General features: G+C 36.7%; 12 protein-coding genes. 6 read left to right on the top strand and 6 right to left on the bottom strand.

Going from position 1 to position 12600, the window contains the following annotated elements:
• Nucleotides 1-450: 450 nt before the first annotated feature.
• Together ftsY and M1V25_RS07505 are read right to left on the bottom strand one after the other, a co-directional pair.
• On the bottom strand, nucleotides 451-1563 hold the full coding sequence (gene ftsY, locus M1V25_RS07510; RefSeq protein WP_116964015.1) for a signal recognition particle-docking protein FtsY: 1113 nt from the start codon (nucleotides 1561-1563) through the stop codon (nucleotides 451-453).
• Between the two features lie 128 nt (nucleotides 1564-1691).
• Nucleotides 1692-2351, bottom strand: a complete 660-nt coding sequence (locus tag M1V25_RS07505) for a DedA family protein (RefSeq protein ID WP_116964016.1) — start codon at nucleotides 2349-2351, stop codon at nucleotides 1692-1694.
• A gap of 277 nt (nucleotides 2352-2628) precedes the next feature.
• On the opposite strand from M1V25_RS07505, the gene M1V25_RS07500 reads away from it, so the two are divergent.
• The 4 genes from M1V25_RS07500 (at nucleotide 2629) to M1V25_RS07485 (ending at nucleotide 6642) form a co-directional block, all read left to right on the top strand.
• On the top strand, nucleotides 2629-3861 hold the full coding sequence (locus M1V25_RS07500; RefSeq protein WP_498842883.1) for an MFS transporter: 1233 nt from the start codon (nucleotides 2629-2631) through the stop codon (nucleotides 3859-3861).
• A 98-nt stretch (nucleotides 3862-3959) separates the two neighbouring features.
• The gene (gene gshA, locus M1V25_RS07495; RefSeq protein ID WP_239986756.1) at nucleotides 3960-5471 is read left to right on the top strand and encodes a glutamate--cysteine ligase; all 1512 of its coding nucleotides are present in this window, start codon (nucleotides 3960-3962) and stop codon (nucleotides 5469-5471) included.
• 185 nt (nucleotides 5472-5656) lie between these two features.
• Nucleotides 5657-6346 (top strand): tRNA (guanosine(46)-N7)-methyltransferase TrmB, encoded by a 690-nt coding sequence (gene trmB / locus M1V25_RS07490; RefSeq protein ID WP_498842882.1) that lies wholly within the window; start codon nucleotides 5657-5659, stop codon nucleotides 6344-6346.
• Between the two features lie 83 nt (nucleotides 6347-6429).
• Nucleotides 6430-6642: a hypothetical protein gene (locus tag M1V25_RS07485; RefSeq protein WP_116964020.1), complete on the top strand. Its 213-nt coding sequence runs from the start codon at nucleotides 6430-6432 to the stop codon at nucleotides 6640-6642.
• Between the two features lies 1 nt (nucleotide 6643).
• On the opposite strand, the gene M1V25_RS07480 is transcribed toward M1V25_RS07485, so the two are convergent.
• Entirely contained in the window at nucleotides 6644-6955 is a 312-nt protein-coding gene (locus M1V25_RS07480) for a helix-turn-helix domain-containing protein (RefSeq protein ID WP_116964021.1), read from the bottom strand.
• 289 nt (nucleotides 6956-7244) lie between these two features.
• Between M1V25_RS07480 and M1V25_RS07475 the strand changes: the two genes are divergently transcribed.
• Both M1V25_RS07475 and nagZ read left to right on the top strand, forming a co-directional pair.
• Entirely contained in the window at nucleotides 7245-7778 is a 534-nt protein-coding gene (locus M1V25_RS07475) for a helix-turn-helix domain-containing protein (protein ID WP_116964022.1), read from the top strand.
• Nucleotides 7779-7781: 3 nt separating this feature from the next.
• A complete protein-coding gene (gene nagZ, locus M1V25_RS07470; RefSeq protein WP_116964023.1) occupies nucleotides 7782-8729 on the top strand; it encodes a beta-N-acetylhexosaminidase in 948 nt (315 codons plus the stop codon).
• Between the two features lie 138 nt (nucleotides 8730-8867).
• Here nagZ and fba read toward each other — a convergent pair whose 3' ends face one another.
• Genes fba through M1V25_RS07455 form a run of 3 tightly spaced genes read right to left on the bottom strand, consistent with a single transcriptional unit; the run spans nucleotide 8868 to nucleotide 12559 of the window.
• The gene (gene fba / locus M1V25_RS07465) at nucleotides 8868-9932 is read right to left on the bottom strand and encodes a class II fructose-bisphosphate aldolase (RefSeq protein ID WP_498842881.1); all 1065 of its coding nucleotides are present in this window, start codon (nucleotides 9930-9932) and stop codon (nucleotides 8868-8870) included.
• Between the two features lie 9 nt (nucleotides 9933-9941).
• Entirely contained in the window at nucleotides 9942-11375 is a 1434-nt protein-coding gene (pyk, locus tag M1V25_RS07460) for a pyruvate kinase (RefSeq protein WP_116964025.1), read from the bottom strand.
• The gene (locus tag M1V25_RS07455; protein ID WP_116964026.1) at nucleotides 11372-12559 is read right to left on the bottom strand and encodes a phosphoglycerate kinase; all 1188 of its coding nucleotides are present in this window, start codon (nucleotides 12557-12559) and stop codon (nucleotides 11372-11374) included. Before M1V25_RS07455 ends, pyk begins: the two co-directional genes overlap by 4 nt.
• Nucleotides 12560-12600 lie beyond the last annotated feature (41 nt).

Genomic DNA, 12600 nt, shown 5'->3' with positions numbered 1-12600 from the left:
TTTTACACCTGTTAAACGACGAAACTCATCTGCTGCTAACTTGTTTATCGTTTCCCATCTCATTGATCATATCCACCTTTAATTTTTAAATAGCTATTTTGCTAGATTAAATACGGTTTGGAAGGAATTCTATTATTTTCAGATGCTTCATAGTTCAAAAAAATAACTTTTGTTGTGCATCGTTCAAATTTTTCTAGTAATTAGGACCAGTGTTAAGATACGTGCGTTGAGGGACTACATTTCAAAAAAAAGGCTATTGATATAGGTTTTTCTCCACCACACCAACAGGTCTAGTTTTAAATCCTCTATGTTACCATAAAATTATGTGATTTATTGGATCACTTCTTCATCACTTAAATTCCAGGTTTCAGGGTCCAACATTTAAAGGTCTATGATTTTTATAAATATTTAACCGATTGCAAAATGAGCAAATCCATGTACTCACAGAGTCTAATCTTTGCTAAAGAGTGCATCAATAAAGTCATTTGCATTGAAGATGCGAAGATCATCAATTTTCTCGCCGATGCCAATGAAACGAATGGGTAAGCCAAGCTTTTTAGCAATTGCAAAGATCACTCCACCCTTGGCAGTACCATCCATTTTCGTTAGAGCAATACCTGTTACTGGAATGGTTTTGTTGAATTCTTGTGCTTGCATAATTGCATTTTGACCTGTGCCTGAGTCCAGTACAAGCATAACTTCATGAGGAGCGTCATCATCTAACTTTTTCATTACGCGTGCTACTTTTTTAAGCTCTTCCATCAAGTTACCTTTATTATGTAACCGCCCAGCAGTATCAGCAATTACAATATCAATATGGCGTGATTTAGCAGCTTGTACAGCGTCATAAATAACAGAAGCACTATCAGCACCTGTATGTTGGGCAATCACAGCAATATTATTGCGATCACCCCATACTTGGAGTTGCTCTACCGCAGCAGCTCTAAATGTATCACCTGCTGCAAGCATCACCGATTTGCCTTCGTTTTGGAATCGCTTGGCCAATTTACCAATTGTGGTTGTTTTACCAGCTCCATTAATTCCAATCATTAGAATGACGTAAGGCTTATGTCGACTATCAATGACAAGTGATCTTTCCGATAGTATTAGAATTTCTCTTAACTTTTCTTTTAATAGCTCGGTAAGAGCTTCCATCGTTTGTAACTCATTACGGTTGACTTTGCTACGCACGGTTTCGATAATTTCTTGAGTTGCTTCAATACCAACATCAGCAGTTAAAAGCTGCATTTCTATATTATCAATTAAATCATCATCAATGATTTTCTTTCCCAGTAATAAATCGCCTATACCGCTACCAAGTTTGACACGTGTCTTTTTAAGCCCCTCTTTTAAACGTGAGAGCAGACCACGCTTTTCGGCGTTGCTTGGAGCTGAAGTTGTTTCTTCTGGAAGAGTAGAAATTTCAGTAATAGTATACTTGTTTACCGTATCAAGGGTGTCAACCGAGTCTTCTTTTTGTTGTTGATCAGAAGAGAGTAAAGAGGTTTCAGATCGTTTAATTTTTTCGTGATGATTACGTTTGAATCGACTAAATAAGTTCATGGTGAAATCAAATATAAATTTAAACTAGGAGAATTCTGCATGATCAATCGGTGCTTTTCAAGTAATTTACCCCTTTTTCTAGGTTGTTCAGAACGTTGGTTTTGGTGATTAATTGCGATGATTATAGATTAACTTTTCTCTTTACCTTGTTTTTTTAGTATGCATCTTTTTTTAATAATTTCAATAATTAGAGGTGTGATAGAAACTAAAATGATTATAACAACAAGGTAGCTGAAATTCTCTTGCATAAATGGGATATTACTAAAGAAATAGCCCAAATAAGTAATAGAACCAACCCAAATAAAAGCAGCAATAACACTTAATATAATAAAACGACGATAAGGCATCTCTCCCATCCCCGCAGCAAAGGGGGTAAATGTGCGTATTATAGGGACAAAACGGGCAATAATAATGGCTTTAGCACCATATTTTTCAAAGAATTGATGGGTTTTCTCTAAATGTGAAGTCTTTAAAATTTTAGCATCTGGCTTAAATAACTTTTCACCAAATAAATGTCCTATCCAGTAGTTGAGATTGTCACCAAGAATAGCAGCAAAAGCAAGCACAAACACCATTAAATGAACATTAAGACTTGTAGTGGCAGTGATGATACCAATTGCAAATAAAAGTGAATCTCCAGGTAAAAATGGCATGATAACAAGTCCCGTTTCACAAAATATAATTAAAAACAATAAAGCATATGTCCATAAACCAAAACTATTGACTAGGATATTCATATGAGCGTTTAGGTTTAATACAAAATCGATTAAGTAATGTATAGTATCCATTGACAGCTATTGTGCCATTTCTTTATTAGTAATCGCTGCATTATAACGATAGATTGCTACGGCAGCTATAAAAACTCTTAAACTGAGGTCAATCTATAAAATCAACACCACTAAAAACTACTTCGCTAATAAACACAACACAATAATTCATGATGGGTACCCAACGTTAAAACAGATTTTTCGTTCCGATCCAAATAAATCAAACATTATTCTTGGATTTTCAAATAATCTATGTCACCCTTGTAAAGCATTGGACATACCAAACTTACATTTTAAAATGAAAAAACCATCGCTGGTCAGTTTTGCGCGATTGTCCTTTGGTAATATCATCGAATGGTACGACTTCTCACTTTATATCTACTTTTCTGTCTATATTGCAAAAGATTTTTTCCCTAGCCAAAATCCATATGTGAGTTTATTGTTAACCTTTGCCACTTTTTTTCTTGGCTCTGTTGCACGTCCAGTGGGTGGATTATTAGTAGGATGGCTAAGTGATCGCTATCACCCAAAGATGATGATTAACTTATGTGTGATCGCCATGGGTATTTCAACTTTTATTGTCGCACTTTTACCAGATTATCAAACGATTGGTATCTTGGCGCCCATTTTTCTTGTAACTTTGCGTATTATTCAAGGTCTATCAGTTGGTGGTCAATTTCCAGGACTTATTTCCTTATCGGTAAAAGATCATCATGCTGATAAAGGATTTGCTGTAGGATTGGTTTTTTCGATTTCCTCCTTAGGCTTTCTTCTCGCTTCTGTTGTAGGTTTTGTCTCTTCAAGTTTATTCTCACACCAAGAAGCTCAATTTATTTGGCGTGTCCCTTTTGCACTAAGCGGGTTCTTGTTCTTAATTTACCTCTTTCTCAACAGACATGAAAGTTATCCAGATGTACACAAAAAAAAGCATAAGCAAAATGTTTTTGTGTGGTTAGTGCAACAATACAAAGCCATCATTGCAGTAACTTTACTTACCACTATGGCAGCATCACTTTATTACATTGTTTTTACCTATTTACTTAATTATCAAACTACTGAGCTTAATGTATCTGAACAGACTGCTTTCTTAATTAACAGCTTCTCTTTAATTTTTGCTTGTTTGCTTTATCCAATGTTTGGGCAGTTTGCTGATAGGATTGGTGCTAAGCAACTATTCTATACCACGGCAACCTTGTTTTTTATAAGCGTCATTCCCATGATTTCCCTTATTCAAACTAACGAACCAATGTGGGTATTTCTTGCTTTGACTGTTTTTACACTCTTTATGACTGCCATCCAAGGTGCTATATCTCCTCTTTTTGCCGAAGCTTTTGATAGTGAATGGAGAACTACAGGATGTGCATTTGCCTATAGTATTGGTAACGGTTTAAGTGGGGCCGCTCCTCTTGTTGCCTTAACTTTAGTCCACATCCATCCTGTTTATGGGTTGAGTGTGCTTATGATGGTATTGCTTGGACTTGGTGCAATTGGTTTAGCATTGATTAACAATATCCAAAATTCAAAAACGTAAAACGCAACTTTCTTACTCTGTTAGCATAGAGTAGGGCTAGTCAGCAGCAGTATTTTTTCGTACACTGCAAAGAATACGATTATAACAACAGCATAAAAATGACTTTAAACTTAAATGGTTATGTCCACAAGCGTGGCATTGAACGCGAAGGCTTGCGCATTTTAAAAAATGGGGCAATAGCACTATCACCTCACCCAAAGTCTCTAGGTTCAAAACTCACTCACTCTAATATCACCGTTGATTTTGCTGAAAGTTTATTAGAGCTGATCACCGAGCCTTTTGATAGCATTGATAAAACACTCAATCGCTTGCAAAGTATTTCTGCTTTTTGCACTCAGAACTTACCCGAAGATGAGCTTTTGCTTAGTACCAGCATGCCACTTATAATGACAGAAAATAAGATCCACATAGCCAACTTTGGTACTTCAAATTCAGGAAAAATGAAAGAAGTCTATCGACGAGGGCTTGCCAAGCGCTATGGTAAAATCATGCAAACCATTTCTGGTGTTCATTATAATTTTTCCTATGACCTTGATTTACTTACTGAGCTCTCCGCACAAAGAAAACTTAGCCATGATCAGCTGTATTTTTCTGCGATTAATCATTATTTTGACTTTATGTGGCTATTACCTTATTTATTTGGTAGCTCACCCATTTGTGCAAAAACATCTGTTAAGAATAAGCCCAATTACCTACAAGAACTCAATAAAGATTTTTATATTGGGGAATATACAACAAGCTTAAGAATGAGTAACCTTGGGTATCAAAGCAATGCACAGAAAAATTTGTTTATTTCATACAATAACCTTAAAGACTATGTTTATGACTTAATAGGCGCAACTAAACAAACTTATCCTGACTTTGAAAAAATCGGTCTTTATGATCAAAATCATCTCCGCCAACAACTCAATACCAGCATTTTACAAATTGAAAATGAATACTATAACGCCATTCGTCCAAAACAAATTGTCAAGCGTTGTGAGCGTCCAGCATGTGCATTATTGAATCGCGGCGTGCGTTATTTAGAAGTACGTGTACTGGATGTGAACCCTTTTAATTCGCTTGGAATCGATAAACCAACAGCTCACTTCATTGAGGCGCTATTGTTAACCTGCCTAATGCAACCAACTAAGCACTATGCTCAAAGTGAAATTGTTCGTAATAAATACAATTTCAACCAAGTGGTTGAAAAAGGTCGTTATCCAAATCTTACACTTACAGATACTCACAACAATACTACCTTACTCAAAGAAATGGGAATAAGGCAATTGGAGCTGATTGCCAAAATTGCTCAACAAATGGGTAATGATTATGAGCAAGCAGTTGCTACCCAGTTGGGAAAAATTGAAGATAGTAATAAAACGCCATCCGCTCAAGTAATGAAGTTTAGAGAAACAGATTATTTGGGTACTATTTTAGATTTATCACAAACCCATACTCAAAATTTAAAGTCCATTCAACTAAACGAAATAGAGAAAAAAGCATTTCATGATCAAGCACAAGATTCTATTCAAAAACAGTTAGAACTTGAACAAGCTGATTGCTGCGATCTGGATACTTATATTGACCATTACTATCGTTCGGCAGATTGTACTACCACTCCAAATTAATTTTAATTTTCTCTGTCATGACTCCTACTTCGTATTATCTCTAATAATAAGCTTGTAAAGCAAACATAGAATCATTTTAAATACACTCCTTCCAAATAGATTCCAATTCACTCTTGATTAGGTTGCACTTTTTGACGCCAAACTTTACTATACGATTTTTTAGTAAAACAAAACACTTTGATTAGATGACTGACAATACACCCATCAAACACATGCGCACGATCAAAAGCTTTGTCAAACGTGCAGGTCGTACAACCACTCGCCAACAGTACGCACTTAATGAATATGCTACATCCTATAAAATCAATTTTTGTGACTTAGTCACAGATTTTAATCAGTACTATGCCACATCTCAAGCGCTTGTGCTTGAAATTGGTTTTGGGATGGGTGACAGCTTAGTAAAAATGGCTAAAGAGACACCAACTACCAATTTCCTTGGTATAGAAGTTCATGAGCCAGGCGTTGGTAATATACTTGATCATATCCATAACAACAACCTTTCTAACCTCCGTATCATGCAGCATGACGCGGTAGAGGTACTTCATAAAATGATTGCTGATAATAGCCTAACAGGTGTCCAAATTTTCTTTCCTGACCCATGGCATAAGAAACGCCATCACAAGCGACGTTTAGTCAACGCTGATTTTATCAAACTTTTAGTTCGAAAATTAAAAACAGATGGTTTTATTCATTTTGCCACCGACTGGCAACAATATGCAGATGAGGTGCTTGAACTTTTTACAAAAGATAATGAGCTTAAAAATGATCACAATGGTTTTGCAACACGACCTAATTCACGACCAATCACCAAGTTCGAAAAGCGTGGTCAAGCACTTAAGCATAATGTCTGGGATATTGTTGTACATAAGAAGTAATATTTTTATGGTATAAACTCTAGTTAAAAGCAACTTGTTTGTATATAGTTTAACCCATCCAATCAAGATAAAATCAGCTTTAAATGAAAAAATTAACCCTTGCTCACCTTGTGTTTCTTATCACCATCTGCATTTTGCTGTTACCATTGTTTGTTTTTTTAGGAATATGCTTTGTCATTTATGGATTAATTGCTAAAAAGCGCATTCGTGATATTTTTAAAAGACAACAAGCACTTAAAGAAAACTCTACCTTTTCTGAAAATGCACAAAAAGGTAGAGTTATTGATCACGAGTAGTCTATTTTAAGGGCGCATCAGCCTTTTCATTAAGTATGTTATATTGTTCTAGCTTTTTACGAAAAGTTCCGCGATTAAGTCCTAGAATTCTTGCGGAACGACTTTGGTTGTGACCTGTGAAATCCATCGTTGCTTCAATCATTGGACACTCGGTTTCTTCCATAATGAGTTTATAAACTTCTTCTGGTCTTAAACCTTCTTGACTTACCATTCTATAGTAATGTTGTACGCGTTTACGTACCACCTCACGCAATGGAAAAGTTCTCGCAGATTGATCGTCCGGTTTCAATTTATAATGCATTGTAGCAGCCATAAGTTCCCCCCTATATTGAAACATTCTTTATGCTGTTGGTTAATATCCAGCTAAAGATTAATTGATTTAACATCTAATAACAATAGCATCATAACCAAAAACTTTACTTAAACTCTAAAAATTACAATGTTTTTAATTAAATTAGGATCCTTGCTTCAGTGAGAGAACAGGTCATTATTATTTTTTACGAGAGTATATAAATAAAACATCAGGTATAAAAGCATTGATGCAACTAAACCAGTTGATTATACTTCATTACATTAAGGCTCTAAAATATGAATAAAGCTTAATGTACAGCTTTCAGCAACAACTCAAACAACTACGCGAAAAGCAAAAACTTACAGTAGAAGTCATTGCCACTAAGATGAGTTTTACCGCACAAACGATTCATATGCTTGAAGATAGCGAAGACTTATTCAGCCTAAATTTACCAACTCAATCCTTAAAAAACTACTACCGAAAATATGCCGAGTGCTTAGGTATGCAGGAAAGAAAAATCATCAATATCTTAAATTATATTGACTACCTAGATTATAAGCACTCAAGCAGAGGAAAAATGAAAGTTTTTGACTACATTAATCGACTAGCCATTTTAATTTTAATTGGTTTTTTAGCTTATACTGTATACGGCTTATACTTACAAGAAAAGGCAAACGCCTTAAAGCAAAGCGTTATTACTTTACCATCACCCACCACAACAGCACAGCAACAAAAAGTCACTGCAAATCTAACTACCGACCAATCGACTCAATCGGATGAACTCACTCAAACGACTAACAATGATCACGCTAGTGATAATACGGCAATCAACAGCAATCCATAGCACATGTTTTACCCACGGTTTATCATCGGAATTGAAGGACTCACCTTAAATGCGGCTGATATGGTGCGCCTAAAAAATCCTCACGTTGTTGGGGTGATTCTATTTACACGCAATTTCATTGATAGTACCCAACTAAAAGCACTTACCAGAAGTATTAAAAATGTACGTCATGACTTACTCATTAGTGCAGATCAAGAAGGTGGTCGTGTCCAAAGATTCAGAACGGATGGCTTCACAGAACTGCCTTCTCTATATGACTTAAGCCAAAGTAATTGTCCTAAGAGCATAAAAGAACATGTTGCAACGCTTGCTCTAGAGCTAAAATCACATGGTGTAGATTACAGTTTTACTCCCATCGTTGACCTTTATCATCCACAAAGTAGAGTTATCAATAAACGTGCATTTTCTAACGATCCACAGCAAGTTGTAACACTGGCTACTCAATACATCAATTTAATGCATCAATATAAGTTAACTTCTGTATTAAAACACTTTCCAGGTCATGGTAGCCTTATAGCTGACTCTCACTTTGAGATAGTCGTAGACATGCGTAACTTAATTGACATTGAAAATACTGATCTTTATCCCTTTATTAAGCTTATTGATCACAAAAAAGCAGACAGTATAATGGTTGGTCATCTTCATTACCCTAACGTTGATACCCAAATTGCCTCTATGTCTTACTTTTGGTTAACGGACTACCTTCGCGGTAGATTGCAATTTGATGGCATTATATTTAGCGATGATTTTGGAATGTTTGCGGCATCAAGTCTAACAGCAACTCAGCTAGACTCATGCAAAGCCTTTTTTAACGCAGGTGGAGACGTTGCACTCTTATGTAATGAGTTTGCTGAAATCGATCATACATTAGACTATTTCAATGAGCGAATATTTAAACAAAACTCACTTTTTAATAGCCGTTGGCAACGCTTTAAGTCTGCACTTTTATAGATTTAAGAAATCAACTCAAATCCTAAGTAACTTCATCCGTTACGAATAAGGAGTATTTTTAAGCAGTTTAAAGTTTTTTACTTTTAAAAAGTGCAAAACTACTAACGCTAATTTGAGTATTTTTAGTTGATGCTTATGTTATTTAATACGCGGACCTAGTACACCTGATTGGTACTTTTGATACATATTTTCAAGTGAAATAGGTTTAATTTTATCGGCCATCCCGGCGGCCCCGAAAGCCTCATAACGCGCTTGACAAATATCACGCATTGCATCTTTTGCTACTAAATTATATTTACGTGGATCAAATTCAGCGCGATGAGTCGCCATAAAACGACGAATCGCCCCAGTTGCAGCCATACGTAAATCAGTGTCAATATTAACCTTTCGCACACCATATTTAATCGCTTCAACAATTTCAGACACAGGAACGCCATAAGTTTCACCCATCTCTCCACCAAACTCGTTAATGACTTGTAACCAATCTTGCGGCACAGAAGACGAACCATGCATAACAAGGTGTGTATCTGGAATACGTGCATGAATCTCTTTCACCCTTGCAATAGCTAATACATCACCTGTAGGCGGCTTAGTAAACTTATATGCACCATGACTTGTGCCAATCGCAATTGCCAACGCGTCTACTTTGGTTGCTTTAACAAATTCCGCAGCTTCCTCTGGATCAGTTAATAACTGATCATGAGAAAGTATACCTTCTGCACCCACACCATCTTCTTCACCTGCTTGCCCTGTTTCTAATGAACCTAAACAACCTAATTCCCCTTCTACAGATACACCACAAGCATGTGCCATTTCGACTGTACGCTTAGTGACATCAACATTGTAATCATAACTAGCAGGTGTCTTGCCATCTGATTTTAATGACCCATCCATCATCACTGATGAAAAACCTAATTGAATAGAACGCTGACATACATCAGGAGAAGTTCCATGATCTTGGTGCATACAAATTGGAATATATGTATACTCCTCAATTGCCGCTAATACTAAATGGCGAATAAATGGGGCTCCAGCGTATTTTCTTGCTCCTGCTGAGGCTTGCAAAATAACAGGCGCTTTCACCTTGTTTGCAGCCTCCATCACAGCACGAATTTGTTCTAGATTATTTACATTAAATGCAGGGATGCCATAACTATGTTCCGCTGCATGATCTAATAGTTGACGTAACGATACTAATGCCATTTTTATTCCTTACACTACGTTTCCAGCTTGAATTACTTTGATTTTGTTGGTCCCACCATGAACACCCATATGATCACCACTGGTGAGAACCATCCACTCACCTTGCTTGACAATACCACGTTTTTCTAACTCAAGAGAAGCTTCACGATTAACATAGAAGCGCGCCATCCGAGTTGAATCAAACTCAATTGGAATCACACCACGATAAAGCGTCATTTTACCTAAAGTTGCCCGATTACGTGATAAACCATAAATCGGCAAATGAGTGTTAATGCGTGACATCCAAAGCGCTGTTGAACCTGACTCTGTCAATGAAATAATTGCTTTAGCATCAACATTATTAGCTAAATATACAGCAGCGTTAGCAACAGCCTCATCAACACGATTATGGTGACGTGCAACGTTATCTTTAGAGACAATGTGGACTAAATTACTGTTCTCAGCAGCTTTGCAAACACGTGACATTGCTGCAACTGTTTCAACTGGATATTCACCTGTAGCAGACTCTGCCGAGAGCATCACCACATCCGTACCATCTAATACGGCATTGGCAACATCAGATACTTCGGCACGTGTAGGTGTTGAACTTGTAATCATCGACTCCATCATTTGTGTTGCTGTAATCACCACCTTATCCAATTCACGCGTTAAGCGGATAATCATTTTTTGTACAGCAGGAACGTTCTCATCCCCAATTTCAACTGCCAAATCCCCTCTTGCCACCATAATTGCATCAGAAGCTTTAATAATTTCCTCTATATTTTTTACCGCTTCAGTACGTTCAATTTTAGCAACAATAGCTGCTTCACTACCTGCCTCAGTCAGGAGCTTACGTGCGTACTCCATGTCTTTAGCATCTCTTGGAAAGGATACAGCAATATAGTCCACTTCAAGTGCTGCTGCGGTTTTAATATCTTCTTTATCCTTTTCCGTTAAAGCAGGGGCAGTTAAACCACCACCTTTTTTATTAATCCCTTTATTGTTAGATAGCTTACCACCTACTGTAACTTTGCAATGCACTTTAGCACTTTCTACCTTAACAACAGTCAACACAATTTTGCCATCGTCTAAAAGTAAAATATCTCCCTTTTTAACATCATTTGGTAGCTCTTTATAATCAATACCAACAGCTTTTTCATCACCTTGCGTTTTATCCATTTCAGCATCAAGCACAAAATTATCACCTGTTTTAAGTGTAATTTTACTATCTTTGAACTTAGCTACACGAATTTTAGGACCTTGCAAATCTGCTAGAATTCCAATATGTATCCCTTTTTCTTTAGCCACTTCACGAATCAATTGCACACGTTTACGATGATCATCTGCGCTACCATGTGAGAAATTGCAACGTACCGCATTTAATCCCGCGTCCACCATTTTACTTAGCATTTCTTTTGACTCACTGGCAGGTCCAATCGTTGCTAAGATTTTTGTTCTTCTCATACTTTTACCTCTTGTGCACGTTCACATAACACTTCAACACCAGGTAAGATTTTTCCTTCAATAAACTCAAGGAAAGCACCTCCAGCAGTTGAAATATAAGAAATATCATTTTTAATATTAAATTTCTCAATTGCTGCAATAGTATCCCCGCCTCCAGCCACTGAAAATGCCTTTGATTGAGCAATTGCATTGGCAATCGCTTGAGTGCCTTTAGCAAAATTATCAAACTCAAATACCCCAACTGGACCATTCCATAAAATAGTATTTGCATTGGAAATTATTTGAGAGAGTTTATTCTCAGTCATCGGACCAATATCTAAAATTATGTCATTTGGCTCAATTGATTCAACAGTTTTAATTTCTACTTTTGCTTTCTCATCAAAGGTGCAAGCAACTCTAACATCGATAGGAAGTGGAATATCGGCACCTTTTTGTTTAGCCTTCTCAAGTAAACTACGAGCCGTATCAATCAAATCTGCTTCAATTAAAGAATTACCAACATTAAAACCAGCTGCTACCAAAAAAGTATTGGCAATTCCGCCACCCACAATAAGTTGATCGACTTGGTCAATAAGATTTTCAAGTACAGTCAACTTGGTTGAAACCTTGGAACCACCGACAATTGCAAGTAGTGGTTTTTTCGGATCTTTTAATGTAGCTTTAAGTGCATTTAACTCTTCTGTTAACAGTAACCCTGCACAAGCAACTGGTGCATATTTTGCCACACCATAAGTTGATGCTTGCGCGCGATGCGCCGTTGCAAAGGCATCCATTACAAACACATCACATAATTTTGCTAACTTTTGCGATAATCCTTCATCTGATTTATTTTCACCTTTGTTAAAACGTACATTTTCACACATTATTACTTGACCAGGCTGAACTTGTACGCCATTTAAATAGTCTTTCACAAGCTCAACCGACCGGTTGAGTTTTTCTGTTAAACATTTCGCTATAGGGAGCAATGAAAACTCATCGTTATACTCCCCTTCAACAGGGCGACCTAAGTGTGACATTAAAATAACAGCTGCACCTTCCTTTAGTGCATATTCAATCGTCTTAAGTGCTGCATCAATACGTACAAAACTCGTTACTTTTCCATCCTTAACAGGAACGTTGAAGTCCACTCTCATCAAGACTTTTTTGTTCTTTAATGACACATCTGTAATCGATAAAAAGTTCATATTTATTCCTTCGTTACACAAAAAGGCGTTTATCACGCCTC

The sequence above is a fragment of the Candidatus Nebulibacter yamunensis genome (assembly GCF_024208055.1).
Lineage (GTDB): Bacteria > Pseudomonadota > Gammaproteobacteria > Francisellales > Francisellaceae > Caedibacter > Caedibacter lacustris.
The sequence above is the reverse complement of the archived record's forward strand: the minus strand, read 5'-3'. Positions and strand labels throughout refer to the sequence as shown.